We start from the raw sequence: 25,566 nt of genomic DNA on the forward strand, positions 1-25,566 counted from the left end.
CAGGATTGAGGATGGCGTGCGTGCGGCCGGCCATCGGCCGGTGGCGGCGGGCGGAGGTCGAAGCCCGCGCCCGCGCCCGCCAGCCCCAGTCGCAACCCTACGGAGGTAGCCCACACCGTGGCCCAGTACATCTACGTCCTCGAGAAGGCGCGCAAGGCGCACGGCGACAAGGTCGTGCTCGACAACGTGACGCTGAGCTTCCTGCCGGGGGCCAAGATCGGTGTGGTCGGCCCCAACGGCGCGGGCAAGTCCAGCCTCCTCAAGATCATGGCAGGACTGGACAAGCCGAGCAACGGCGAGGCCCGGCTGATGCCCGGCTACACCGTCGGCATGCTCGCCCAGGAGCCCCCGCTCAACGACGCCAAGACCGTGCTCGGCAACGTCGAGGAGGCGGTCGCCGAGACCAAGGCCAAGCTGGAGCGGTTCAACAAGATCGCCGAGCAGATGGCCACCGACTACTCCGACGAGCTGATGGAGGAGATGGGCCGGCTCCAGGAGGAACTGGACCACCTCGACGCGTGGGACATCGACTCCAAGCTCGAACTGGCGATGGACGCGCTGCGCTGCCCGCCGCCGGACGCCGACGTCACCCAGCTCTCCGGTGGTGAGCGCCGCCGCGTGGCGTTGTGCAAGCTGCTGCTGGAGGCCCCCGACCTGCTGCTGCTCGACGAGCCCACCAACCACCTGGACGCGGAGAGCGTCTCCTGGCTGGAGCAGCACCTGGCCAAGTACGCCGGCACCGTCATGGCGATCACCCACGACCGGTACTTCCTCGACAAGGTGGCCGGCTGGATCCTGGAGCTGGACCGCGGCCGGGCCATCGGCTACGAGGGCAACTACTCCACCTACCTGGAGAAGAAGGCCGCCCGGCTCGCCGTCGAGGGCCGCCGCGACGCCAAGATGAAGAAGCGGCTCACCGAGGAACTGGAGTGGGTCCGCTCCAACGCCAAGGCACGGCAGACCAAGTCCAAGGCCCGACTCGACCGCTACGACGAGATGGCCAACGAGGCGGAGAAGACCCGCAAGCTGGACTTCGAGGAGATCCAGATCCCGCCGGGCCCGCGCCTGGGCAACACGGTCATCGAGGTGCAGAACCTGAGCAAGGGCTTCGGCGACCGGCTGCTGATCGACAACCTGTCGTTCTCGCTGCCGCGCAACGGCATCGTCGGCATCATCGGCCCGAACGGCGTCGGCAAGACCACCCTGTTCAAGACCATCGTCGGGCTGGAGCAGCCGACCAGCGGCGAGGTCCGGGTCGGCCCCACCGTCTCGCTGTCGTACGTCGACCAGAACCGGCAGGGCCTCGACGGTGACAAGAGCGTCTGGGAGGTCGTCTCCGACGGCCTGGACTACCTCATGGTCGGCAAGGTCGAGATGCCGTCGCGGGCCTACATCGCGGCGTTCGGGTTCAAGGGGCCGGATCAGCAGAAGCCGACCAAGGTGCTCTCCGGCGGCGAGCGTAACCGGCTCAACCTCGCGCTGACGCTGAAGATCGGCGGCAACGTGATCCTGCTCGACGAGCCCACCAACGACCTGGACGTGGAGACGCTCTCCAGCCTGGAGAACGCGCTGCTGGAGTTCCCCGGCTGCGCCGTGGTCATCTCCCACGACCGGATGTTCCTCGACCGGGTCTCCACGCACATCCTGGCGTGGGAGGGCGACGACGAGGACCCGGCCCGGTGGTTCTGGTTCGAGGGCAACTTCGAGGCGTACGAGAAGAACAAGATCGACCGGCTCGGCGCGGAGGCGGCCCGGCCGCACCGGGTGACCTACCGCAAGCTGACCCGCGACTGAGTGCGCGGAGCGCTGCCGACCATGAGTGATCGTTTCGTGTACCACTGCACCCTGCGGTGGTCCGACCTGGACGCGTACGGCCACATCAACAACTCGCGCTTCCTCACCCTCTACGAGGAGGCGCGGGTGGCGTTGATGTTCGCCGGCGGCCGGGCGTGGGGGGTGGGCTCGTTCGCCGACGGTGTCGTGATCAGCCGGCACGAGATCGACTACCTGCGCCCGGTCGAGTACGCCCTCGGCCGGGCCACCGCCGAGGCCGCCCCCACGGTGCGCATCGAGCTGTGGGTGGAGGAGATCCGGGGCGCGTCCTTCACCGTCGCCTACGAGCTCTTCGACGGTGACGTGCTGGCCAGCCGCGCCCGCTCGGTGCTGGTGCCGTTCGACCTGACCCGGCAGCGGCCCCGGCGGATCACGCCGGAGGAGCGGACGTTCCTGCTCACGTACGCGCCGCAGGAGCCGGCGGCGTGACGGCGACCGACGGGCCGGCCGCCCCCGCGCGGTCCGGTGGCGGCGGTCCGGTCGGCGGCGGGCACGGGATCGCGGACGCCGCCGACGCCGGGGCCTTCCTGGCCCGCCTCGTCCGGCTGGACCGCGACGCGCCGGTCCGGCTGCGGTCGGGCGGTGTGCGGGGCCGTACGGCCCTCTGGGGGCGTCTGCCGTGGGGCGTGCTGGTCGTCCGGACGGTGGCCGGCGACGGCCCCGGCGACGCCACGGTCTCGGCCGGGGAACTGCTGGCCGAGTTGGCGGCGGGCGGTGCGGCCCTGCCGACGCGGCGGGACGAGCGGTGGCGCTGGCCGCTGCCGCCCGCGGCGAGCCGCCGGGTGGAGACGCTGCCGGGCGGCGAGCTGCGGCGGGTCGCGGCGGCGGCGGCCGACGCGCTGCGCGAGGCGGGCACCCACGGCGTCGGCGGCCGTGCCGTCGGGCAACGGGCGCTGCGCGACGCGCTGCTCGACCACGTGCCGGTGGTCGTCACCCCGGACGACCCACCCGGCGAGCCGGTGGAGGTGACCCAGCGGATGGTCCAGGGGTTGGTCCGGATGGGCTTCCTGGGGGCGTCCCAGGGGTCGGCCGAGACGGGGGACGGGGGCGACGTCCAGGTGCGGACGGTCGGCCGTTGGGTCGGACTGGTGGGACCGTACGGAGCGATCTGGTCGCAGAAGGCCACGGAACTTGCCGTGCGGCCGCTCTGAGTTCATCCGTTCGGATGACCCGTATTCATTCTTCTGTCCTGGGGCTGCCGTTGGGGGGGTGCCTCAACCCGGCTGTCCGGGTACCGCCCATCCTCGGATCCAACGCACCGTAGGCGAGTGGATCCGCTGGGGAGTGAGGTGCGCGAGCGATGCCGTGGTGGTCATGGCGCCCCGGTCCCGCCAATGGCGGCGGCGACCCGGAAAGGCGGAGCGGGGTCACAGTGGAGAGCACCGTCCGGGTCGGACCACCGACCCCGCGTCAGCCGGGAGACGACTGCCCACCGACGGAGCGAGCCGTGATCGCGGACATGCCCGCGACGGTCGAGCCGGTCACCCTGCGCCGCGTCTGCGACGCACTCGACATGCTCGACGTGCGCTACCTGGCCGACGGCGACGGCAACCTGCTGGCCATGTGGGAGCGGCACGCCGTGCTGGTCACCCTGGAGGGCCCCGAGGACGAGATCCTGGTGATGCGGGCCCGTCCACACGCGACGGTGCCGCCGGACTGGGCCGACCGCGCCTACCGGGTGGTCAACGAGTGGAACCACACCCGCCGCTTCTGCAAGGCCTACATCGGCGACCCGACCGAGCGCGGCCAGCTGCCGATCTACGCGGAGTTGCAGGTGCCGTTCGGCGCCGGTGCGCACGACGCGCTGCTGGTCGAGATGCTCGACTGCGGCGCGGCGGTCGCCACCAGCTTCGTGGACTGGCTGCACGACGAGGGCGCCCTGCTCTGAGCCGTCGTCCCGGCGGTGCCGGGCGCGGATCGGCGCACGACCCGGGTCGGGCCGACCGGGGTCAGGCCGGGCCCGCCGGGTTTTCCATCGCGTTGACCATGAAGAAGGCGGCCCGCTCCAGGTAGTCCCAGAGCGCGGTGGCGATCTCCGGCGGCAGGTCGAGACGGTCGACGGCGCGGCGCATGTGCAGCAGCCACGCATCCCGCTCGGCGGCACCGATCCGGTACGGCGCGTGGCGCATCCGCAGCCGCGGGTGCCCGCGCTGCGCCGAGTACGTGTTGGGGCCGCCCCAGTACTGCATGAGGAACAGGGCCAGCCGGTCCGCAGCCGGGCCCAGATCCTCCTCGGGATACATGGGGCGCAGCAGCGGGTCGGTGGCGACCCCGGCGTAGAACTCGTCCACCAGCTTGCGGAAGGTGGGCTCGCCGCCGACCGCTTCGAAGAGGGTCATCGACGCACCGGGCCGGTCGGACTCACCTGCGGCATTCACCGTTCCATCCTGCCAGGTGCCGCGCCGGCCGACCGGGGGGTGCCGGCTGTGGGCCGGGTCACCGTGTGCCGCTGCCGTCCCGCCGTGCCGGGGCGACCGCCCAGCGACCCGCCGGCCCGCCGGCCGATTCCTCCCCGTGCCGGCCCGGCGTGCCAGGGCCCGCCTGCCGGGGGGCGGACGCGCCCGGCTGCTGGGCCGCCTCGATGGCCGCGTCGATCGTCGAGCGGCTCGGCCAGTGCAGGGCGGCGAGCGTCATCAGCAGCACCCCGACCGCGCTCCACACCCCGACCACGACCGGGATGGAGAACCGCTCGGCCAGCAACCCGGTCACCAGGACGGCCAGGCCCTGGATGACCTGGACGCCGGTCGCCATCACGCCGAAGGCGCGGGCCCGGAAACCGTCGGGCAGGGCCCGGACGAAGAGCCCGTTGGCCACCGGCAGCATGCCGGCGACGGCGAACCCGCAGGCGGCGGCGAGCAGCGCCACCACCAGCGGCGGCGGGTCGAGCAGGGCGGGCACCAGGGCCAGCGGCGAGAGCACCGCCAACGGCCGCATCAGACTCAGCCGGCGGTCCGGCCCGAACGCCCGGCTGACGATCAGCCCGCCGAGGATGAAGCCGACGGGGTTCGCGGCCATGATGATGGCCTGGGCGGCCCCGGCGTCCAACCGGCCGGCGTGCTCGCTCGCCCAGGCGGCGGCGAGGCCCTCCGGCACGACGGAGAAGAGCATGGCCGCGAAGACCAGCACGGCGATGGCCCGCAGCACCGGGGTGCCGAACACGATCTGGAAGCCCTGCGCGGTCTCCCGCAGCAGGTGGCTGCGGTGCGCGGCGGTCATCGCCGTCGGCCTGTCGGTCACGCCGAAGCGCACCAGCGCGGCCGACAGGGCGAAGGTCGCCGCGTTCACCAGGAGCGCGGCGGTCGGATCGAACGCGGCGATGGCCGCGCCCGCCAGGTAGCCGACGACCTGCGCGGCCTGGCCGACGCTGCTGATCATCGACAGGCCGACCACCAGGCGGTCCCCGGTGAGGATCAGCGGGATCAGCGCCGACTTGGCGGCCTGGCTCGGTGGATTGGCCAGGGTCGTGGCGAAGAGCAGGGCCAGGATCATCGCGACGGGCATGCCGGGGATGGCGATGCACACCATCAGCAGCATCCGGACGAGATCGCAGATCACCATGACCTGCCGGTAGCGGTGCCGCTCCGCGAGCGTGGCGAGCAGGGGGCCGCCGACCAGCCAGGGCAGGTAGCTCACCGCGAAGGCGGCGGCGGAGAGCGCGACGGACCGGGTCTCCTCGTAGACCAGCAGGGTGACCGCGGCCTTGGCGATGTAGTCGCCGATCCAGGAGAGAGCGCTCGCTGTGAAGACGGCGCCGTACTCGCGATTGGCGAACACCTCGCGGAAGGTAGCCGGACCTTCCGGGGATGGTCGCTCGTCAGGCACCGTCGCCTCCATCGTTCCCCTGGGCGGGCCACTCGTGATGGACGGCCCGGGAACCGTCGTCAGATCTACGGATCAGCGAGGATGTGATCACGCTCCGGGGGAGCGCGTGCACCGGATTTTGCCCGATCGTCCGACGACTGGCTAGGGCGAAGGGGTTGATCGTCGCATCCCCGACTGAACGAACGGACGATACCCGAGGGGCCGCCCGGCTCGCGACCCCCGCCGGCCGTCGCCCCGACGCCTCAGGTCGCGCCCCCCTGCCCGGTCTCGCCGGGGGCGCGGACCGGGATGCCGGGGTAGAGCCGGGCGGCGGCGATCTTCGCGGTGATACCGGAGTTCTCCAGCGCCTCGGCGAGCCGGCGGCGCAACTCCCGGCCGACGGCGAACTGCCCGTCGGCGCTCGTCTTCACGACCGTACGGATCACCGCGCCGTCGACCGTCATCTGCTCGACGCCCAGCACCTCCGGCGCCTCGACGATCTCCGGCGCCAGGTCGGGGTCCATCGCCACCGACGCGGCGGCGGTCCGCAGCACGGCCGTGGCCTCCTCCGTGCCGGCGAAGCCGATCGGCAGGTCGACCACCACCAGGGCCCAGCCCTGGCTCTTGTTGCCCACCCGGACGATCTCGCCGTTGCGGATGTACCAGAGCACGCCCCGCCCGTCGCGCACGGTGGTGACCCGTAGCCCCACCGACTCCACCACGCCGGTCGCCTCGCCGAGGTCCACGGTGTCGCCGACGCCGTACTGGTCCTCGATCAGCATGAACAGGCCGGCGATCAGGTCCTTGACCAGGCTCTGCGCGCCGAAGCCCAGGGCCACGCCCGCGATGCCGGCGCTGGCCAGCAGCGGGGCCAGGTCGAAGCTGAACTCCTTGAGGATCATCAGCAGCGCGATGCCGAAGATGAACGCGGTGCTCAGGCTGCGCAGCACCGACCCGATCGCCTCGGCCCGCTGCCGGCGTCGCTCCGGCACGAACTCGCCGGGGTCGACGGCGGCGGTGGGGATCCGCTCGCGCAGCGGACGCAGCATGGTCGGTACGCCGGCGTCGGTGGTCGTCCGCACCAGCCGGCGGATCGTCCGGTGCACCAGCCACCGGGCGGCGACCGCCAGCAGCAGGATCATCACGATCCGCAGCGGCTTGAGCAGGATCCAGTAGCTGCCCTCGGCGAACCACACCGAGCCGGTCATGTCGTAGACGCTCTTGCAGAGGGCGTCGTCCAGGCAGGTCGGCGACGGAGCCGGGTCCGGCGCCTCGACGGCGGGCAGGGCGGGCAGCGTCAGGCTGGCAACGGTCACGCTGTCTTCGTACCGCACCCGGCGGGGCCGGATCCCCTCGACCCTCCGCGTCGTGACCCGGCCCCGGCTGGAGCGTGCCGGCGGGCGCGGGCGCACGGGTCAGGTGCGCCCCCGGGAATACGAGGTGACAGCGCGACTACCATGATCAAATGACAGCTTCCACCTTCGTCTTCGTGCCCGGTGCCGGCAGCAACTCGTTCACCTGGGCGCCAATGCAGCGGGAGCTGGCCCTGCGCGGGCACCGCTCGCTGGCCGTCGACCTGCCCGGGCACGGCTTCGGCGCGACGTTCCCGGCGGCGTACCAGGCACCGCAGGACCTCGCCGCCCTGGCGACCACGCCGAGCGCGATGGCCGGCATCGGCCACGCCGACAACGTGGCGCACGTCCTGGACGTCGTGCGGCGGGTACGCGAGCACGGGCCCGTCATCCTGGTCGGGCACAGCCGGGGCGGGCTCACCCTGACCGGCGTCGCGAACGCCGCCCCCGAGCTGGTGGACCGCCTGGTCTACATCTCGGCGTGGTGCTGCGCCGCCGACACCCCGGCCGGCTACCAGGCCTCGGCGGAGAACGCGTCGAGCGCCCTGAACGACGTCGGCGGCCTGCTCGCCGCGAACCCGATGGAACTGGGCGCGCTGCGGTTCAACTGGCGCACGGCCGACCCGGCGCTGCTCGCCATCCTCCGGGAGGCGGTCCTGGCCGACGGCACCGACGACGAGTTCCACGGCTACCTCAACACCCTGGAGCCGGACGAGAGCCTGGACGCCGGCGAGGAGCGGGCCGACCCCGGGACCTGGGGGCGCGTCCCCCGCACCTACGTGCGGCTCACCGCCGACCGGGCGATGCCGATCGCGCTCCAGGACCGGTTCATCGCCGACGCCGACGCGCTCACCCCGGACAACCCGTTCGACGTGCGGTCCCTCGACGTCAGCCACGCCGCCGTGCTGGTCCACCCCGAGGAGACCGCGGCACTGCTGTCCTCCCTGGTGCGGGTCTGACGGGGCCCGTGTCGACGCCCGGCGCGGCCGACGACGCGCGAAGGAGGCGGCACCGGGTCGCACCGCACGGCTGGTGATCGAATGCGGCCCGCCGTGGACGCCGGAAACGGCCTTCCTGGGCGTTTGCTCCCGCCGGCGTCTCATGGTGGATTCCCGCTTCACGTCAGCCACTCCAGCGATCGCGATTCTCCTTGATCGTGTTTATCGGCTTCAATGCGTAAACGTGATCATCGGATCGTGGTTCCGGGGCGGTGGGGCGCGGTGACGGGCGCCGGACGGCCGGCGACGTGGGAGGGGTCCGTCGCTGCTCAGCGGGCGGATCTGCCCGTTTCCGGGTGATGCCCGGTCGGCTTCCGACATTAGTGCGTGCAATCCGGGGGCCGATCAGGGACGATGGGCGCACGGACGTCGGTGATCCGGCCGGCGTCGGCCGTGGTGGGCGACCGCGCCCGTTTCCGGTCGGCGGTGGCGAGTAGGGGGCCGCTGAACCGGGAGGGTGAACGCGATGCCTGACATACGACCCACGGTGGGCTCCGGTGCGCTGGTCCTCAACGCCACCTACGAGCCGCTGTGCGTCGTGTCGGTGCGTCGCGCCGCCATTCTCGTGCTCTCCGCCAAGGCGATCTGCGTCGCCGACGGGGACGGCATCCTGCACAGCGCCCACGACGCGCTGCCGGTGCCGTCGGTCGTCCGGCTCACCCGCTTCGTGCGGGTGCCCTACCGCACCCACGTCGGGCTCTCCCGCCGCGCCATCTTCGCCCGCGACGGTTGGCGGTGCGCCTACTGCCGGGGGCCCGCCGAGACCATCGACCACGTCTTCCCCCGCAGCCGGGGCGGCCGGCACGCCTGGGAGAACGTCGTGGCCGCCTGCGCCCGGTGCAACCACACCAAGGGCGACAAGACCCCCGCCGAGCTGGGCTGGCGGCTGCACGCGCTGCCGGCGGCCCCGAGGGGCACGGCCTGGCGGGTGCTCGGGCACCGGGCGCCGGACCCCCGCTGGGCCGACTGGCTCGACCTGCGCGAGCCCGAGGCCGCCTGACCGTCACCCCCCCGTCCCGCTGAACGCGACGGCGCCGCATGGCCCGGCCTCCGTGGCGTCGAGCGCCAGCAGGCCGCACCCGGCGGAGCCGCTCGCGGCCGGTGCCGACGGTCGCCGAGGAGGCGCTGCCACCGGTCACGCCGTACGGGCCCGGACCAGGGACGCGAAGACCACCACGTTGTCGGCGTACCCGGTCTCGCCGCCCACCCAGCGCCCGCCGCAGGTGATCAGGCGCAGCCGGGGGCGGCTGAAGTCCCCGAAGACCTCGTCCACCGGCAGCCGGTCCTTGCCGAAGCGTTCGACGGAGTCCACCTCGAAGACCGCCACCGAACGGTCCTGCCGGGCCACCTCGATGCGGTCGCCGTCCCGCAGGTCCCGCAGCTTGTGGAAGACCGCCGGCCCGGTGCTGGTGTCGACGTGTCCAACGATCACCGAGGGCCCGTACTGTCCGGGGGTCGGGCCCTGGTCGTACCAGCCGGCCTCCTGGGCGCGGGCGGCGTCGGGCACCGCGATGCTGCCGTCCGGTGCGATGCCCACCGCGTGCACGGGTGCCCGGACGTCGATCGGGTCGATGGCGATGCCGACGGGCCGGCTGGCGGGCAGCACCGGGAACTTCTTCGGCGCGGGCCGCAGCCCGGCGAGGAACCGCTCCGGCAGCACGCTCACGCCCGCGATCCGCTCCACCCCGAGCATGGTGACGATGAGCGCCATGAGCGTGGCGATCACCAGGACCGGCAGGCCCGGCCCCCGGCCGGAAGCCAGCCGCCCGCCGGCCGGAATCCGGCGGTAGCGGGGTCGGGCGGGCAGCGGACCGGCGGCCGGGTCGGTGGTGGCGACGCTCGCCGACACCGCCTCCCCGGCCACCCGGCGCAGCCGGCGGGCCGTCGCGGCCGCCGCCTGGCGGGACACCCGCAGCGCCCGTCGGGTGGTCGCCCGGACCCGGTCCGGACCCGATCGCCTGGTACGCCTCTGGGAGCCGGCCATGGCGACGGCGGGTCAGGAACCGGACCCGGTCCGGCGACGGTTGCCGAAGAATCCGAAGCCCACGGCCAGCGCCACCACCGCGAGGCCGCCGACCATCAGCATCGAGCCGGTGCCCGAGGCGCCGGCGGTGCCACCGCCCCCGGTGGCCGGGCCCTTGCTGGGCTGCTCCATGTTCAGCACCGTGAGCGTGGTGGTGGCGGTCTTCCCGTTGTCGCAGCGCAGGTCGACCGGGTAGTCGCCGGGCTCCTTGCTGCCCGGGATGGTGACCTGGCCGGTCAGGAAGCCGTTGTCCGGTCGCAGCATCACCCGCCCGAAGGCGTCGGAGTGTACGTCGGCCTGGCGGTTGTTCGCGTTGTCGCAACCGGCCCGGATGCTCACCCGGGTGCCGGCCTGCGCACTGTTGGGCACCACCTCGACGAAGGTGTTCTCTCCCGCCCACCCGGGCGCGACGGTCGTCAGGACGAATGCCGCGACCAGGCCCAACACGGTCAGGGCGCGGGTCAGGGCACGTTGGAACGCTGTGAGCACCGGCATGATCCCCCCTTCCGGTGACGATCACCGGAAATCCTCCCCGGGCAACAGGGCCTGCTTTCCCGCTGGCCGGGGGGCAAACCCGGGGCGGGTCAGCGGGGCCGGTCGGCGGGAGGCACGGGGGTCACGGGCTGCCACTGGAGCGGAGTGGAGAGCACCATCGTGCTGGACGGCTGGCCGTACGGGGCGAGCCGGTCGATGACCGCCTCGAAGTCGTCGATCGACCCGGCGGCCACCTTGAGCATGCTGCACGCGTCGCCGGTGATGCGGTGGATCTCCAGGATCTCGGGCCACCCCGCCACGTCCGGGTCGTGCAGGATGCACCGCGACCCGTAGCAGGACATCCGGATCAGTGCGACCACGGTGCGGCCGGCCCGGGTCAGGTCGACGTGGGCGTGGTAGCCGGTGATCACGCCCGACTCCTCCAGCCGGCGAACCCGCTCGGCCACGGCCGGCGGCGACAGGTGCACCCGGCGGGAGAGTTCGCTGAAGGAGAGCCGCGCGTCGGCCTGCAGTTCCCGCAGCAGCGCCCAGTCCATGTCGTCCATGCGGCGACCTTACTTCCTCAAACCCGAATCCAGCTCATGCCTTCCGCGCCGCAGGTCAGAGGGCCTGCGTGCCGTTGATCCGGCATTCCGATCACGGGTTCCGCCGAGAGATCATGTCGGTCACCCCGAAAACGGCCGACCGTCGGTCGTCCCGGGTGACGCAGAGCAGAGGGAGGCCAACCGGTGGAGCAGACGGAGCTGCGGGCACCCGTCCAGGCGGCGGTGCGCCCGGCGACCCCGCGGCAGCGCGCCGCCCGCGCCGCCCGCAACGGCGGCGAACCGACGCTGGAGTTCGCCGAGCGGGTGCCGTACGACGCGTACGTGCACGCCAGCACGCTGCACCGGTTGCAGCAGCCGCTGAGCGACGACCCCGGCGAGATGTCCTTCCTGATGGTCAGCCAGATCATGGAGCTGTACTTCGGGCTGACCTGCCACGAGCTGCGCGAGACGCAGCGGCTGCTGCGGGCCGACCGGGTGTGGGACGCGCTGGCCCCGCTGCGCCGCGCCGCGCTGCACCTGGAAGGGCTGAACGCGGCCTGGAACGGGCTGCGCTGGATGACCCCGGCCGACTTCAACCGGTTCCGCAACCTGCTGGGCGAGGGCTCCGGCTTCCAATCGGCGATGTACCGCCACCTGGAGTTCCTGCTCGGCCTCCGCGACGAGACGCTGATCCGGCCGTTCCGGCGACAGACCGAGGTGCACGCCGAGCTGCGCGCCACCCTGGCGGCGCCGAGCCTCTGGGACGACGTGCTCGCCCTGCTGGCCCGGCACGGCCACGACCTGCCGGGCGACCTGCTCGACCGGGAGTTCACCGCCGAGCACCAGCCGCACGCCGCCGTCGAGGCGGCCTGGGTACGGATCTACGCCGAGCCCGGCCCGGAGAACCACCTGCGGATGCTGGGCGAGGCGCTGACCGAGGTGGCCGAGCAGTTCGGCGACTGGCGGCAGCACCACGTCAAGGCCGTGCAGCGCACAATGGGCGCCAAGGTCGGCAGCGGCGGCTCCGCCGGACTGGCGTGGTTGCAGCGCAGCATGGCCCGGGTGGTCTTCCCCGAGCTGTGGTCGGCCCGGACAGCGATGTGACCCGAGAGCGAGACAACCCCATGAACACCGGAGCACCTGAGTCGTTCGGGCTCGCCGACGGCGAGGCCGAGGCACGCCGCCTCGACGCCGCCGATCCCGGGCACCGTCACCTGTTCCACGTGCCGCCGGCCGACGGCGGCCGGCACCCCGAGGCCGCCTACCTGGCCGGCAACTCCCTCGGCCTGCAACCCCGGGCCACCCGCGACGAACTCGCCGCCGACCTGGCCGCGTGGAGCCGGCTCGGCGTCGAGGGCCACCTGGAGGGCGAGCGCCCCTGGCTGCCGTACCACGAGCTGCTGACGGCGCCGGCCGCGCGACTGGTCGGCGCCACCCCGGCGGAGGTCGTGGTGATGAACTCCCTGACCGTCAACCTGCACCTGCTGATGGTCAGCTTCTACCGGCCGGCCGGGGCGCGCACCAGGATCGTCATCGAGGACAGCACCTTCCCCTCGGACAGCTACGCCGTGCGCAGCCAGGCCCGCTTCCACGGCCTCGACCCGGACACCACGGTCGTCCGGCTGCGGCCACGAGCCGGCGAGGACACCCTGCGCACCGAGGACGTGACCGCCTTCCTGGCCGCCGAGGGCGACACGGTGGCGCTGGTGCTGCTCGGCGGGGTCAACTACCTCACCGGCGAGCTGATGGACATCCCGGCGATCACGGCCGCCGGCCGCGCGGCGGGGGCCGTGGTCGGCTGGGACCTGGCGCACGCCGCCGGCAACGTCCCGCTCGCGCTGCACGACTGGGACGTCGACTTCGCCGCCTGGTGTTCCTACAAGTACCTGAACTCCGGTCCCGGCGCGCTGGCCGGGGTCTTCGTGCACGAGCGGCACCTCGGCGACGCCGACCTGCCCCGCTTCGAGGGCTGGTGGAGCACCGAGGCGGCCACCCGGTTCGAGATGACCCCGGTCTCCCGGCCGCCGGCCACCGTGGAGGCCTGGCAGATCTCCAACCCGCCGATCTTCGCGATGGGCCCGGTACGGACCTCGCTGGAGCTCTTCGACGCCGTCGGGATGCCCGCGCTGCGCGAGCGCAGCCTCCGGCTCACCGGCTACCTGGCGGGGCTGTTCGACGAGGTGACCGCGAACCGCCCGCTGACCGTGGTCACCCCGCGCGAGCCGGAGCGGCGCGGCTGCCAGCTCTCGGTGCGCATCGGCGCCGGCAGCGCGGCCGAGCTGGCCAAGAGGCTGCGGCACGAGCACGGGGTGATCGCCGACGCCCGGGAGCCGGACATCATCCGGTTCGCCCCGGTGCCGCTCTATTCCACGTTCCACGACTGCTGGCGGGCCGCCGAGGCGCTGGCGGCCACGGTGGCGGAGGTGAACCGATGACCGAGACCGAGGAACGCAACGAGATCGCGGTGGTGGGCGCGGGCCTGGCCGGCTGCCTGCTGGCCTGCTTCCTGGCCCGGCGCGGCTACCCGGTGGCGCTCTACGAGCGGCGGCCCGACCCGCGTACCGGCACCGCCGAGCGGGGCCGCTCCATCAACCTGGCGCTCTCCGAGCGGGGCCTGGACGCGCTGCGCCGCATCGGGCTCGACGAGCAGGTGCTGGCGGACGGGCTGCCGATGCGCGGCCGGATGATCCACCCCGTGGACGGCGAGGCACAGTTCCAGTCGTACAGCGCCTCCGGCGACCGGGCGATCAACTCGATCAGCCGGGGCGCGCTGAACAACGCGCTGCTGGACGCGGCCACCAGCCTGCCGGGGGTGCGGGTCGCCTTCGACCACCGGCTCGTCGGGCTCGATGCGACCAGCGGCGAGATGACCTTCGAGACCCCGCAGGGCACGGTCGCGGCCGCCGCGTCGGTCGTGCTCGGCGCCGACGGCGCCGGCTCCGCGGTGCGCGGGCAGTTGCTGGCGTACGGGCTGCTGACCGAGAGCGTGGACTTCCTCGACTACGGCTACAAGGAGCTGACGATTCCGCCGCTGGGCGGGGAGTTCGCCCTCGACCCGCAGGCGCTGCACATCTGGCCGCGCGGCACCTCGATGATGATCGCGCTGCCCAACCCGGACCGCTCGTTCACCTGCACGCTCTTCTGGCCCACCCACGGCACCGCCAGCTTCGCCTCGCTGGGCAGCCCGGCGGCCATCGAGCGGCACTTCGCCGAGCACTACCCGGACCTGCCCCCGCTCGCCCCGGGCCTCGTCGACGACTACCAGCACAACCCGGTGGGCGTGCTCGGCACCGTCCGCTGCACCCCGTGGCAGGCGTACGGGAAGGTGGGCCTGCTCGGCGACGCGGCGCACGCCATCGTCCCGTTCTACGGCCAGGGCGCGAACTGCGCCTTCGAGGACGTGGTCGAGCTGGACCGCTGCCTGGACGAGTGCGCCGACGACTGGTCGGAGGCGCTGCCGCTGTTCCAGCAGCGACGGCAGGAGAACGCCGAGGCCATCGCGCAGATGGCGTTGGCGAACTTCGTGGAGATGCGGGACAAGGTCGCCTCGCCGCTGTTCCAGGCCGGCCGCAAGGTCGAGCACGCGCTGGAGCGGCTGCTGCCGGGCCGGTACGTCTCCCGCTACGAGCTGGTGTCCTTCTCGACCACCCCGTACGCCCAGGTGCGTCGCCGGGTCCGCCGCCAGCACCGGATGCTCGGGGCGGTGGCCGCCGGTGCGGCCGCGCTGCTGGCCGGGGCGGTCGGCCTCACGATCAGCCGAGGGAGGCGTCGATGACCGTGACCTGGGATCCCCGGTTGATGACCGGGCGGGCGCCCGACGGCCCGGGCCTGCTGCGCAACTTCGTCGGTGGTGAGTTCGTCGGGGGTGGGCGGCGGTTCGTCAAGCGCAGTCCGGTGACGGGTGAGCCGGTGTTCGAGGTGGTGGAGGCGGATCGGGGGTGTGTGGACGATGCGGTCGCGGCGGCGCGGGGGGCGTTGCGGGGGCCGTGGGGTCGGATGGGGGAGCGGGAACGTGCGGAGGTGTTGCGTCGGGTCGCCGAGGAGTTGGAGCGTCGTTTCGATGATCTGGTGACCGCTGAGGTGGCGGATACGGGTAAGTCGATTTCGCAGGCGCGGACGTTGGATGTTCCGCGTGGTGCGGCGAATTTCCGGGCGTTCGCGGAGATTGTGGCGACGGCGTCGACGGAGTCGTTCACGACGGTGACGCCGTCGGGTGGGCGGGCGTTGAACTATGCGGTGCGTAAGCCGGTGGGTGTGGTGGCGGTGATCGTGCCGTGGAACCTGCCGCTGCTGCTGCTGACGTGGAAGGTCGCTCCTGCCCTTGCCTGCGGCAATGCGGTGGTGGTGAAGCCGAGTGAGGAGACGCCGGCGTCGGCGACGTTGTTGGCGGAGGTGATGGCGGCTGCCGGTGTGCCGGAGGGTGTGTTCAATCTGGTGCACGGTTTCGGTCCGGATTCGGCGGGTGAGTTCCTGACCCGGCATCCGGGGGTGGACGCGATCACGTTCACCGGTGAGTCGTCGACGGGCAGCACGATTATGCGGGCGGCGGCTGATGGGGTGCGGCCGGTGTCGTTCGAGTTGGGTGGCAAGAACGCGGGGCTGGTGTTCGCCGACGCGGATCTGGACGTGGCGGTGGCCGGTTCGGTGCGCTCCAGCTTCACCAACGGCGGTCAAGTCTGCCTCTGCACGGAGCGGATCTACGTGCAGCGGCCGGTGTTCGAGGAGTTCACGGCGCGGCTTGCGCGGGAGGCCGGCGGGTTGCGGTTCGGGTGGCCTGCGGATGAGGCGACGGTGAACATGCCGTTGATTTCGCGTCAGCATCGGGACAAGGTGCTGGGCTATTACGACGTGGCTCGGGGTGAGGGTGCGCAGGTGTTGGCCGGGGGTGGGGTGCCGGCGTTTGGTGATGCGCGTGATGGTGGCGCGTATGTGCAGCCGACGGTGTTGACGGGGTTGGCTGCGGGGGCGCGGACGAATACGGAGGAGATCTTCGGGCCGGTGGTGCATGTGGCGCCGTTCGATGATGAGGAGGAGGCGTTCGCGTTGGCCAACGGCACGGAGTATGGGTTGGCGGCGGCGGTGTGGACGCGGGATGTGGGTCGGGCGCATCGGGCGGGGGCGCGGTTGGATGCGGGGATCGTGTGGGTGAACACGTGGTTCTTGCGGGATCTGCGGACGCCGTTTGGTGGGGTGAAGGCGTCGGGTATCGGGCGTGAGGGTGGCGTGCACTCCCTGGATTTCTATTCCGAGCTGACCAACGTCTGCGTGGACCTGACATGAGCGGGCGTGGCGAGCACATGGGTGTCGCGGAGTGTCGTGGCGGCGGCGAGCGGAGCGGAAGGCTGACATGAGCGTCGATTACGAGGCGGCGGCCCGGGAGTTGGTCGAGGCGCGGGAGAGCGGCAAGCCGTGCCCGCCGCTGCGGGGGCGGTTGTTGCCCGAGGGCGACGTCACCTCTGCGTACCTCGTCCAGCAGCTCCAGGTGCGGCAGTGGTTGCAGCGCGGCCACCGGCGGGTGGGTGCGAAGGTCGGGTTGACGTCGCGGGCGGTGCAGGAGAGCTTCGGTGTGTTCCAGCCGGACTTCGGGGTGCTGCTCGACGACATGGCGGTGCCCGACGGGGCCGAGGTGGAGATGGACCGGCTGTTGCAGCCTCGGGTGGAGGCGGAGGTCGCGTTCGTGCTGGGTGCGGATCTGCCCGACGAGCGGATCACGAGCGTGGATGTGATCCGGGCGGTGGATCACGTGTTGCCGGCGATCGAGATCGTGGATTCGCGGGTGGCGGGTTGGGACATCTCGATCGTGGACACGGTGGCGGACAACGCCTCCAGCGGTCTGTTCGTGCTCGGTACCGCGCCGCGTCGGCTGGCGGATGTGGACCTGCGGTTGTGCGGGATGGTCCTGGAGCGGGCTGGTGAGCCGGTGTCGGTGGGGGCGGGCGCGGCGTGCCTGGGTAACCCGTTGCACGCGGTGCAGTGGTTGGCGCAGACGATGGCCCGCTCCGGTGATCCGTTGCGTGCCGGGGATGTGGTGCTGTCCGGGGCGCTCGGCCCGATGGTGCCGGTGACGCCTGGTGCGGCGTACGAGGCGCGCATCTCGGGGCTGGGTTCGGTGCGTACCTGTTTCTCGGGGGAGGCGTCGTGACCGTGCGGGGTGGGTTGGCGACCGGTGTGGTCCTCGGTGACAGGGGTGTGGTGTGAGCGTTGGGGTGGCGGTGATCGGGTCGGGCAACATCGGTACCGATCTGATGATCAAGGTGCTGCGGTTGAGTGACAGCCTGCGGATGGTGGCGATGGTGGGCATCGACCCCGAGTCCGACGGGTTGGCGCGGGCGCGCCGGTTGGGTGTGGCGACCACCGCCGATGGTGTCGACGGCCTCGTCGCGATGCCGGAGTTCGCCGAGGTGGAGTTGGTGTTCGATGCCACGTCGGCGGGTGCGCATCGGCGCAACGACGCGGTGTTGGCGGCGCATGGTCGGCTGGTGGTGGATTTGACGCCGGCGGCGGTCGGTCCGTATGTGGTGCCGCCGGTGAACCTGGACGAGCATCTGGGCGAGCGCAACGTGAACATGGTGACGTGTGGTGGGCAGGCGACGGTGCCGATCGTCGCCGCCGTGGGTCGGGTGACGCCGGTGGTGTACGGGGAGATCGTGGCGTCGATCGCGTCGCGGTCGGCGGGGCCGGGTACGCGGGCGAACATCGACGAGTTCACCGAGACCACGGCGCGGGCGATCGAGGTCGTCGGTGGCGCGCAGCGGGGTAAGGCGATCATCGTGTTGAACCCGGCGGATCCGCCGCTGTTGATGCGCGACACGGTGTACTGCCTGTGTGAGGACGCCGACGCGGATCGGGCGGCGATCGCCGGGTCGGTGGCGGCGATGGTGGCGGCGGTGCAGGAGTACGTGCCGGGGTATCGGTTGAAGCAGGACGTGCAGTTCGACCGTGTCGACACCTTTGTGCCGTCGTTGGGTCGGCATCTGCGCGGGTTGCAGGTGTCGGTGTTCCTGGAGGTCTCCGGCGCGGGCCATTACCTGCCGGCGTACGCGGGGAACCTGGACATCATGACGTCGGCGGCGCTGCGCACGGCGGAGCGGCTGGTGGCGTTGCGTTCCGAGGCTGCTTCGGAGGTCCTGTCGTGACTGATCTGTACATCCAGGACGTGACGTTGCGCGACGGCATGCACGCCGTGGCGCACCGCTACACGGTGGAGCAGGTCCGCACCATCGCCGCTGCGCTCGACGCGGCGGGGGTGGCCGCGATCGAGGTCGCCCACGGTGACGGGCTGGCCGGCTCCAGCGTGAACTACGGCCATGGTGCGGCCAGCGACGCCGACTGGATCGCGGCGGCGGCCGAGGTCATGACGAACGCGAAGCTCACCACGTTGCTGCTGCCCGGTATCGGCACGATCGCCGACCTCAAGGCGGCGAAGGCCCTCGGCGTGACGAGTGTGCGCATCGCGACGCACTGCACGGAGGCCGATATTTCGGCGCAGCACATCGCGTGGGCGCGGGAGAACGGCATGGACGTCTCCGGGTTCCTGATGATGTCGCACATGAACGACCCCGCCGGCCTCGCCGGACAGGCGAAGTTGATGGAGTCGTACGGGGCGCACTGCGTCTACGTCACCGACTCCGGAGGCCGGTTGCTGATGTCGGATGTGGCGCAGCGGGTGGATGCGTACCGGCAGGTGTTGGAGCCGAGCACGCAGATCGGTATCCATGCCCACCACAACCTGTCCCTCGGCGTCGCCAACAGCGTCGTCGCGGTCGAGCACGGCCGCATCGCCGGCGACGGTCCGCTCGGCTCGCCGTCGGGGCGCACCGTGCGGGTGGACGCGTCGTTGGCCGGGCAGGGTGCCGGTGCCGGTAACGCGCCGTTGGAGGTGTTCGTGGCGGTCGCGGAGTTGCACGGCTGGGAGCACGGTTGTGACGTGTTCGCCCTGATGGATGCCGCCGACGACATCGTGCGGCCGTTGCAGGACCGGCCCGTGCAGGTCGACCGCGAAACCCTCTCCCTCGGCTATGCCGGGGTGTATTCGAGTTTCCTGCGCCACGCCGAGCGGGCCTCGGACAAGTACGGGGTGGACGTGCGCTCGATCCTGGTCGAGCTGGGCCGCCGCCGCATGGTCGGCGGGCAGGAGGACATGATCGTGGACGTGGCACTGGACCTCGCCGGCAAGGAGACCTCATGATCGGCCCGGACACCGCCGGTATCGCCGAACGCCTCGGCGTGGCGGCCGACACCGCCACCGCGATCGCACAGTTGGCCGCCGAGACCGGCCTGGACGTGGATGCGGCGTACGCGGTGCAGACCGCGCTGATCCAGCGTCGCCTCGACCGGGGCGAGCGTGTGGTCGGGTTGAAGATGGGCCTGACCAGCAAGGCGAAGATGGCGCAGGTCGGCGTGGACGAGGTCATCTGGGGCCGGCTCACCGACACCATGCGCATCCCCGACGGCGGCACCCTCGACCCCACCGCGTTCATCCACCCCCGCGTCGAGCCCGAAGTGGCGTTCCTCCTCGACCGCCTCCCCGAACCCGGCGAACCGGTGGGCGACTTCACCGACGCGGTCCGGGCAGTCGCACCCGCGATCGAGGTCATCGACTCCCGCTACGCGAACTTCAGCTTCTCCCTGCCGGACGTGATCGCGGACAACACCTCCGCCGCCGCCTTCGTCATCGGCGCCTGGTCGCCGGTCCCCGACGGCCTGGACAACCTGGGTGTGCTGCTGGAGATCGACGGACGCGTCGCGCAGGTCGGCTCGACCGCCGCGATCCTCGGCGACCCCCGCCGCGCACTCGACGAAGGCATCCGCCTCGCCGGCCGCCACGGCGTACGCCTACGCGAAGGCTGGGTGTTCCTCGCCGGCGCCGCCACCGCCGCCGTCCCCCTGAAACCCGGCGCCCACGTCCGCGCCGTCGTCGAACACCTCGGCACCACCACCCTACGAGCAGCAGCATGACCACAAACCACGGCACGACCGCCGGCCAGGATACGACCGCAAGCCAGGGCACACCAGCAGCCCACGGCACGGGCGCGCGGGCGCACGTCGTCGCCGGCAAGGCCACACCGCGTGGCGCGTTTCCCCACGTCAAGGTCGCCGGCGGCTTCGTCTACGTCTCCGGCACCTCCAGCCGCCGACCCGACAACACCTTCGCCGGCGTGCAGGTCGACGAGTACGGCACCACCAACCTCGACATCCGCGCACAGACCCGAGCCGTCATCGACAACATCCGAGACCTGCTACGGACGGTCGGCGCGGACCTGAGCGACCTCGTGCAGGTCACCACCTACCTCGTCAACATGAACGACTTCGGCGGCTACAACCAGGTCTGGGCCGAATACTTCGACGCCACCGGCCCCACCCGCACCACCGTCGCCGTACACCAACTACCCCACCCGCACCTGCTCATCGAAATCCAGGCCGTGGCCCTTCTTCCGTCAGGAGGTCAGTCGTGAGTGAGATCGCGGAGCCGTTCAGCTTCCCGGGCTGGATCGCGGAGAACCAGCACCTGCTCAAGCCGCCGGTCGGCAACAAGGAGATGTTCCCGGGCGGGGACGACTTCATCGTGATGGTGGTGGGCGGCCCCAACCAGCGCACCGACTTCCACGTCGACCCGTACGAGGAGTTCTTCTACCAGGTCAAGGGCAACATGCACATCAACCTGATGCTCCCGGAGGGGCCGCGTACGGTGCACGTGCGCGAGGGTCAGATGTGGATGCTGCCGCGCAACACCCCGCACTCGCCGCAGCGTCCCGAGGCCGGCTCGATCGGCGTGGTCGTGGAGCGGGTCCGCGAGGAGGGCACGCTGGAGAAGTTCCAGTGGTACTGCGCCGAGTGCGGGCACAAGGTGCACGAGGTCGAGTTGCAGGTCCGGGACATCGCCGCCGACCTGCCCCCGGTCTTCGCGGCGTTCTACGCCGACGAGGCCGCGCGGACCTGCGCGAACTGCGGCGCGCTGCACCCGGGCAAGGGCTGATGCGCGGTCCCGGGCCGGCCCGGCCGCCGGTGGTCGACGTGCACACGCACGTCGTACCGAAGGGATGGCCGGACCTCGGCGCGGCGTGCGGCGGGTCTGACTGGCCCCGGCTGCGGGTCGACTCCGAGCGGGCCGCCATGATCATGGTGGGGGAGACGGAGTTCCGCCCCGTCGGGGCGGAGTGCTGGGACGCGCCGACCCGGCTCGGCGACATGGACGCCGACGGCGTGGACGTGCAGGTCGTCTCGCCCACCCCGGTCTTCTTCAGCTACGACCGCCCCGCCGAGCAGGCGGTGAAGGTGGCGCGGATATTCAACGACCTGACCCTGGAGGTCACCGCCGCCGGTGGCGACCGGCTGGTGCCGTTCTGTCAGGTGCCGTTGCAGGACCCGGAGGCGGCCTGCGCCGAGCTGGACCGCTGCCTCGCGGCCGGGCACGCCGGGGTGGAGATCGGCAACCACGTCGGCGACCGCGACCTGGACGACGCCGGGATCGTGGAGTTCCTGACGCACTGCGCCGAGGTGGGCGCACCGGTCTTCGTCCATCCGTGGGACATGCCGGGCGGCCCCCGGCTGGACCGGTGGATGGCCCGCTGGCTCGCCGGGATGCCCGCCGAGACGCACCTGTCGGTGCTGGCGCTGATCCTCGGCGGCGTCTTCGACCGGGTGCCCGACACACTGCGGATCTGCTTCGCGCACGGCGGCGGCAGCTTCCCGTTCTGGCTGGGCCGGGCCGACAACGCCTGGCACCGCCGTGGCGACCTGGTACGCGGTGCCTCCACCGTCCCGCCCAGCTCGTACGTCGACCGGTTCTGCGTCGACTCGGTGGTCTTCTCCGCGCCCGCCCTGCGGCTGCTGGTCGACACGATGGGTGCCGAGCGGGTGCTCGTCGGCAGCGACTACCCGTACCCGCTGGGGGAACGGCCGGTCGGCCGGGTGGTGCGCGAGGCGGACTTCCTCACCGGCGAGCAGCGCGACCTGCTGCTGGGCGGCAACGCGCTGCGGTTCCTCGGCACCCGCTCCTGACCCGCGCCGCCGCGCGGCGCCACGGTCAGCCGGCACCCGCCGGCCGGCGGCGTCCCACGCCCGGCCCGCGGGAATGGAATCCGGAGCCGTCGCGGCCCCCAGTGCGCGCGACGGCTCCGGAGCTGTGGGTTCAGGAGTGCGGGCAGGTGTCCCGGTACTCCTCGATCGTCGTGCCCCGGGGGGCCGGGCAGAGGAACTGCTCGTAGCGGGTGTCGTCGTCGACGAACCGCTTCAGCCAGGAGATGCTGTACTTCGCCACCGTCACGTTGGACGAGGTGGGCGCCGAGTGGCTGGCCGCGTTCAGCTCCAGGTACGCCTTGTCCAGCGTGGCCGGCAGGCTGGTGTAGAACGGCTCCGAGTGCGACGAGACGGGGGCCACCGTGTCGTTCTCGGCCCCGATGACCAGGGTCGGTACGCGCACCGACGACCAGCTCTTCTGGGTGTGCCAGCCGGTCAGCGGGATCGCCGCCTGCAACGCGGGCCGCGTGCTGGCCGCCGACAGGCTGCCCCCGCCGCCCATCGAGTGGCCCATCACGGCGAGCCGGTTCCGGTCGATGCGGGTGCGGACGGTGCTCGTGTTGGTCAGGTAGTCCAGGGCGGCCAGCAGTTGGGTGCCCCGGCTGGCCGGCTGGTCCCACACGGACCGGGTGTCGATGGTGATGACGACGAAGCCCTGCGAGGCCAGGCGGGGGCCGAGCCACGCGACGGAGGTCTGGCGCGCGGTGAAGCCGGGGGAGATGGCGACTGCGCCGAAGGTGCCCTCGGCGGTGCTGGTCGGGTAGTAGATCGTTCCGCCGCCGAAGCCGCTGACGCTGCTGGCGGCGACGGTGGTCTGCGCGGTGGCGAACGGGCCGCGGGTGGCCTCGATGCTCGCCACGGTGGGCGCCGGACCCCGCTCGTACGGGTTGGCGGCGAGCGGCGCGGCCGTAGGCAGGTCCTGGGCGCCGGCCGGTGCGGCGGGCGTGACCGTCAGGCTCGCGCCGACCAGGACGAGGGCCAGCAGCGGCCGGGTGGCGCGCGAGGACCAGCGACGGCGGGGGACGGGGTGCAGAGCGGGTAGGGGTTGCACGGCGACACTCCCTGCGGGGGTGGGGGGTCGGTGGCGGCGTTGCGGGGGCCACCGGGTGGACGGTGATCGCCATCGATCGGATCCATCCTGCGTGCCGGGTGCCGGTGGGCGGTCATCCCGATGTGGTCATGTCAGGGGGATATGGCGCGCGTCGCACCGCGGGCCGGCCGTGTCGTACGGCACAGTGGCGGCCGGGCGGGCAGGATGAGGGGATGGCCGAGCCGCACGACCTGACCGCGCTGGAGCAGGCCGTCGCGATCGCCCGCGGCGAGCTGTCCAGCGTCGAACTGGTCGAGCACCACCTGACCCGGGTCGACGCGCTCGGCGACACCGTCGGCGCGTTCGTCACGGTCACCGGCGAGCGGGCCCGCGCGGCGGCCCGTGCCGCCGACGCCGTACCGGCCGAGGAGCGCGGCCCGTTGCACGGCGTGCCGACCGCGATCAAGGACCTCACCCTCACCGCCGGGGTGCGCACCACGTTCGGCTCGGCGGCGTTCGCCGACTTCGTGCCGCCGGTGGACGCCGACGTGGTCCGGTTCATGGCGCAGGCCGGGCTGGTGAGCCTGGGCAAGACCACGACCTCCGAGCTGGGCTGCTCGCTCTACTCCGAGGGGCTGGTCGCGCCGCCGGCCCGCAACCCGTGGGGCCTGGCGTACACCGCCGGCGGCTCCAGCGGAGGGGCGGCGGCGGCCGTCGCGGCCGGGCTGGTCCCGGTCGCCCAGGGCTCCGACGGCGGCGGCTCGCTGCGCATCCCCGCCTCGCTGTGCGGCCTGGTCGGCTACAAGCCGAGCCGGGGCCTGGTCTCCGGCGGGCCGGTGGGCTCCGGCGCCTACGGCCTGCCGACCAACGGACCGATCGGGCGTACGGTCGCCGACGTGGCGGCGCTGCTCGACGTGCTGGCCCGGCCCGTTCCCGGCGAGCCCTACCTGGCGCCCGCCCCGCCCGAGGGTGGTTGGCTCGGCGCGGCCCGGCGGGCCGACCCGGGGCGGCTGCGGGTCGGACGGTTCACCGCCCCGATGCTCGCCGACGAGCCGGTGCACCCCGACTGCCTCGCCGCAGTGGACCGGGCCGCGGCGCTGCTCACCGCCGCCGGCCACGAGGTGGTCGACGTCCCCGCGCCCATCGGGCCCGCCGTGTGGCCGCTGTTCGAGATCGTCTGGTACGTGCTGGCGCTCGCGCCCGTGCCGCCCGAGCGGGAGGCCGACCTGCTGCCGCTGACCCGCCACCTGCGCGCCCGGGGCGCGGAGATCTCCGCCGGCACCCTCACCGCCACGCTCGGCGAACTCCAGGCGCAGGTACGCCTCGGCGTACGCCGTACCGCCGGCTGTGACCTGCTGCTCTGCCCCACCCTCGCCGCGCCGCAGGCGCCGCTGGGCTGGTTCGCTGAGGGTGGCGACCCGGCCGAGGACTTCGACCGGCAACGCCGGTTCTCACCGTACTGCGCGGTCTTCAACGTCACGGGCGATCCGTCGGTTTCGCTGCCGGTGGGTGTCACCGCCGAGGGGCTGCCCGTGGGGGTCCTGCTGACCGGTCGGTACGGCGACGACGCGAGGTTGATCGCCACGGCTGCGCAACTGGAGCACTCCAGTGGCGGATGGGATCGCCACCCCGCAATCTGGCGGGCCGTGGGCTCCGCTAACGTGAATGGCAGCGGTGTCGGGCGGTCGGCGCCATGATCGTCCACCCGACCCGGATCCTTGAGGTCTCTTCTTCCGCCTGGGGGCGTTGGGATTGTCTGTAACCGAGACGTTGCTGGTCTTCGTCGGCATCCCGGCGGCCGCGGTGCTGGTGATCGCCGGTCTGGCGTACGCCGGTAACCGTGGTGGCGGCGGTGGCGGCGCGAAGCGCTACCGACCGGGCCGGCGCTTCGACTTCACTCCGGTCTGGTTCCTGGGCCGGCCGGAGCAGCTGGCCGACTCGGCCGGCACCGCCCTGGCAGCGGGCGCGCAGGCGCCGGCGCTGACCAGCCACAAGCTCGAGCGGGCCGGCGTCGAGGCGCCGGCCGGTGGAACCGGAGGCGCAAGTGACCGTTGGTGAGAAGCAGGCCGGGACTCCGCCCGAGGTGCTGGACGGGCCGTTCTCGACCCGCCAGCTGCTGCGCATCGACGAGGCCCTGCGCCTGGCCGACCAGGGCACCGGCCTGGTCTTCTCCGTCTTCGTCGGCGGCCTCGACGAGCCGATCCGGGAGCACGCCGAGCGGCTGCACCGCCAGCTCGCCGAGCCCGACCGGTCGGTCCTGATCGCGGTGTCGCCCAACCAGCGGCAGCTGGAGATCGTCACCGGTCGGCACGCCCGCAAGCGCATCCCCGACACGTACGCCCGACTCGCCGCGCTCTCCATGGTGGCGGCGTTCGGCGGCGGCGACCTGGCCGGCGGCATCATCAACGGCCTCGACCAGCTCGCCAGCCACGCCGGCAAGGGCTGACCGACCCGAGCCCACCCGACGTCCAAACGGTGAAGCCCGGTCCGC

Annotated in this window: 26 protein-coding genes and 1 pseudogene; 20 read left to right on the forward strand and 7 right to left on the reverse strand. The window is 72.4% G+C overall.

The window, feature by feature from the left end:
• Positions 1-117 precede the first annotated feature (117 nt).
• From ettA to GA0070610_RS04040, 4 genes are all read left to right on the forward strand, one after another.
• Positions 118-1,794 carry an energy-dependent translational throttle protein EttA gene (gene ettA, locus GA0070610_RS04025; RefSeq protein ID WP_088998780.1) on the forward strand — a complete coding sequence of 559 codons (1,677 nt, stop codon included), beginning with the start codon at positions 118-120 and terminating at the stop codon, positions 1,792-1,794.
• 21 nt (positions 1,795-1,815) lie between these two features.
• Positions 1,816-2,262: an acyl-CoA thioesterase gene (locus GA0070610_RS04030; protein WP_089003254.1), complete on the forward strand. Its 447-nt coding sequence runs from the start codon at positions 1,816-1,818 to the stop codon at positions 2,260-2,262.
• Positions 2,259-2,984 carry a hypothetical protein gene (locus tag GA0070610_RS04035; protein ID WP_088998781.1) on the forward strand — a complete coding sequence of 242 codons (726 nt, stop codon included), beginning with the start codon at positions 2,259-2,261 and terminating at the stop codon, positions 2,982-2,984. Before GA0070610_RS04030 ends, GA0070610_RS04035 begins: the two co-directional genes overlap by 4 nt.
• 149 nt (positions 2,985-3,133) lie before the next feature.
• Positions 3,134-3,721 (forward strand): type III secretion system chaperone family protein, encoded by a 588-nt coding sequence (locus GA0070610_RS04040; protein WP_088998782.1) that lies wholly within the window; start codon positions 3,134-3,136, stop codon positions 3,719-3,721.
• Positions 3,722-3,782: 61 nt separating this feature from the next.
• Here GA0070610_RS04040 and GA0070610_RS04045 read toward each other — a convergent pair.
• The 3 genes and pseudogenes from GA0070610_RS04045 to GA0070610_RS04055 all read right to left on the reverse strand — a co-directional run bounded on the left by GA0070610_RS04045 (position 3,783) and on the right by GA0070610_RS04055 (position 6,950).
• Positions 3,783-4,273 (reverse strand): annotated as a pseudogene (locus GA0070610_RS04045) (globin).
• Entirely contained in the window at positions 4,270-5,667 is a 1,398-nt protein-coding gene (locus tag GA0070610_RS04050) for an MFS transporter (RefSeq protein WP_088998784.1), read from the reverse strand. Before GA0070610_RS04050 ends, GA0070610_RS04045 begins: the two are co-directional and overlap by 4 nt.
• Before the next feature lie 230 nt (positions 5,668-5,897).
• Positions 5,898-6,950, reverse strand: a complete 1,053-nt coding sequence (locus tag GA0070610_RS04055; RefSeq protein ID WP_392567286.1) for a mechanosensitive ion channel family protein — start codon at positions 6,948-6,950, stop codon at positions 5,898-5,900.
• A 149-nt stretch (positions 6,951-7,099) separates the two neighbouring features.
• Here GA0070610_RS04055 and GA0070610_RS04060 point away from each other — a divergent pair, with 149 nt between their 5' ends.
• On the forward strand, positions 7,100-7,945 hold the full coding sequence (locus tag GA0070610_RS04060) for an alpha/beta hydrolase (RefSeq protein WP_088998786.1): 846 nt from the start codon (positions 7,100-7,102) through the stop codon (positions 7,943-7,945).
• A 505-nt stretch (positions 7,946-8,450) separates the two neighbouring features.
• Complete coding sequence (locus GA0070610_RS04065) at positions 8,451-8,984, forward strand: HNH endonuclease (protein WP_089003255.1); 534 nt, start codon at positions 8,451-8,453, stop codon at positions 8,982-8,984.
• A gap of 135 nt (positions 8,985-9,119) precedes the next feature.
• Here GA0070610_RS04065 and GA0070610_RS04070 read toward each other — a convergent pair whose 3' ends face one another.
• The 3 genes from GA0070610_RS04070 to GA0070610_RS04080 form a co-directional block, all read right to left on the reverse strand.
• The gene (locus GA0070610_RS04070; RefSeq protein WP_088998787.1) at positions 9,120-9,968 is read right to left on the reverse strand and encodes a class F sortase; all 849 of its coding nucleotides are present in this window, start codon (positions 9,966-9,968) and stop codon (positions 9,120-9,122) included.
• A gap of 12 nt (positions 9,969-9,980) precedes the next feature.
• On the reverse strand, positions 9,981-10,454 hold the full coding sequence (locus tag GA0070610_RS04075) for a hypothetical protein (protein WP_089003256.1): 474 nt from the start codon (positions 10,452-10,454) through the stop codon (positions 9,981-9,983).
• Positions 10,455-10,591: 137 nt separating this feature from the next.
• On the reverse strand, positions 10,592-11,047 hold the full coding sequence (locus GA0070610_RS04080; protein WP_088998788.1) for an Lrp/AsnC family transcriptional regulator: 456 nt from the start codon (positions 11,045-11,047) through the stop codon (positions 10,592-10,594).
• Between the two features lie 183 nt (positions 11,048-11,230).
• Between GA0070610_RS04080 and GA0070610_RS04085 the strand changes: the two genes are divergently transcribed.
• The 11 genes from GA0070610_RS04085 (at position 11,231) to GA0070610_RS04135 (ending at position 22,027) form a co-directional block, all read left to right on the forward strand.
• Positions 11,231-12,130, forward strand: coding sequence for a tryptophan 2,3-dioxygenase (locus GA0070610_RS04085; RefSeq protein WP_088998789.1), 900 nt, complete (start codon positions 11,231-11,233; stop codon positions 12,128-12,130).
• A 20-nt stretch (positions 12,131-12,150) separates the two neighbouring features.
• Positions 12,151-13,461: a kynureninase gene (gene kynU, locus GA0070610_RS04090; RefSeq protein WP_088998790.1), complete on the forward strand. Its 1,311-nt coding sequence runs from the start codon at positions 12,151-12,153 to the stop codon at positions 13,459-13,461.
• Positions 13,458-14,801 (forward strand): FAD-dependent oxidoreductase, encoded by a 1,344-nt coding sequence (locus GA0070610_RS04095; RefSeq protein WP_088998791.1) that lies wholly within the window; start codon positions 13,458-13,460, stop codon positions 14,799-14,801. Before kynU ends, GA0070610_RS04095 begins: the two co-directional genes overlap by 4 nt.
• 23 nt (positions 14,802-14,824) lie before the next feature.
• Entirely contained in the window at positions 14,825-16,306 is a 1,482-nt protein-coding gene (locus GA0070610_RS04100; protein WP_089003257.1) for a 2-hydroxymuconic semialdehyde dehydrogenase, read from the forward strand.
• Positions 16,307-16,373: 67 nt separating this feature from the next.
• On the forward strand, positions 16,374-17,168 hold the full coding sequence (locus GA0070610_RS04105) for a 2-keto-4-pentenoate hydratase (protein ID WP_088998792.1): 795 nt from the start codon (positions 16,374-16,376) through the stop codon (positions 17,166-17,168).
• Between the two features lie 52 nt (positions 17,169-17,220).
• Positions 17,221-18,162 carry an acetaldehyde dehydrogenase (acetylating) gene (locus GA0070610_RS04110; protein ID WP_088998793.1) on the forward strand — a complete coding sequence of 314 codons (942 nt, stop codon included), beginning with the start codon at positions 17,221-17,223 and terminating at the stop codon, positions 18,160-18,162.
• Positions 18,159-19,214 carry a 4-hydroxy-2-oxovalerate aldolase gene (gene dmpG / locus GA0070610_RS04115; protein ID WP_088998794.1) on the forward strand — a complete coding sequence of 352 codons (1,056 nt, stop codon included), beginning with the start codon at positions 18,159-18,161 and terminating at the stop codon, positions 19,212-19,214. The genes GA0070610_RS04110 and dmpG overlap by 4 nt, the downstream gene beginning before the upstream one ends.
• The gene (locus GA0070610_RS04120; RefSeq protein WP_088998795.1) at positions 19,211-19,984 is read left to right on the forward strand and encodes a 2-keto-4-pentenoate hydratase; all 774 of its coding nucleotides are present in this window, start codon (positions 19,211-19,213) and stop codon (positions 19,982-19,984) included. The genes dmpG and GA0070610_RS04120 overlap by 4 nt, the downstream gene beginning before the upstream one ends.
• Positions 19,981-20,481 (forward strand): RidA family protein, encoded by a 501-nt coding sequence (locus GA0070610_RS04125; RefSeq protein WP_088998796.1) that lies wholly within the window; start codon positions 19,981-19,983, stop codon positions 20,479-20,481. The genes GA0070610_RS04120 and GA0070610_RS04125 overlap by 4 nt, the downstream gene beginning before the upstream one ends.
• Positions 20,478-21,002, forward strand: a complete 525-nt coding sequence (locus GA0070610_RS04130) for a 3-hydroxyanthranilate 3,4-dioxygenase (protein ID WP_088998797.1) — start codon at positions 20,478-20,480, stop codon at positions 21,000-21,002. Before GA0070610_RS04125 ends, GA0070610_RS04130 begins: the two co-directional genes overlap by 4 nt.
• On the forward strand, positions 21,002-22,027 hold the full coding sequence (locus GA0070610_RS04135; protein WP_088998798.1) for an amidohydrolase family protein: 1,026 nt from the start codon (positions 21,002-21,004) through the stop codon (positions 22,025-22,027). Before GA0070610_RS04130 ends, GA0070610_RS04135 begins: the two co-directional genes overlap by 1 nt.
• A gap of 130 nt (positions 22,028-22,157) precedes the next feature.
• On the opposite strand, the gene GA0070610_RS04140 is transcribed toward GA0070610_RS04135, so the two are convergent.
• Positions 22,158-23,096: a poly(ethylene terephthalate) hydrolase family protein gene (locus GA0070610_RS04140; RefSeq protein WP_392567287.1), complete on the reverse strand. Its 939-nt coding sequence runs from the start codon at positions 23,094-23,096 to the stop codon at positions 22,158-22,160.
• Positions 23,097-23,308: 212 nt separating this feature from the next.
• Between GA0070610_RS04140 and GA0070610_RS04145 the strand changes: the two genes are divergently transcribed.
• Genes GA0070610_RS04145 through GA0070610_RS04155 form a run of 3 tightly spaced genes read left to right on the forward strand, consistent with a single transcriptional unit; the run spans position 23,309 to position 25,521 of the window.
• Entirely contained in the window at positions 23,309-24,772 is a 1,464-nt protein-coding gene (locus tag GA0070610_RS04145) for an amidase (RefSeq protein ID WP_088998799.1), read from the forward strand.
• Positions 24,773-24,821: 49 nt separating this feature from the next.
• A complete protein-coding gene (ctaJ, locus tag GA0070610_RS04150) occupies positions 24,822-25,133 on the forward strand; it encodes an aa3-type cytochrome oxidase subunit CtaJ (protein WP_435832544.1) in 312 nt (103 codons plus the stop codon).
• Positions 25,120-25,521: a DUF5130 family protein gene (locus GA0070610_RS04155; protein WP_088998801.1), complete on the forward strand. Its 402-nt coding sequence runs from the start codon at positions 25,120-25,122 to the stop codon at positions 25,519-25,521. The genes ctaJ and GA0070610_RS04155 overlap by 14 nt, the downstream gene beginning before the upstream one ends.
• The last annotated feature ends 45 nt before the right edge of the window (positions 25,522-25,566 follow it).

Source organism: Micromonospora echinofusca (genome assembly GCF_900091445.1).
GTDB lineage: Bacteria > Actinomycetota > Actinomycetes > Mycobacteriales > Micromonosporaceae > Micromonospora > Micromonospora echinofusca.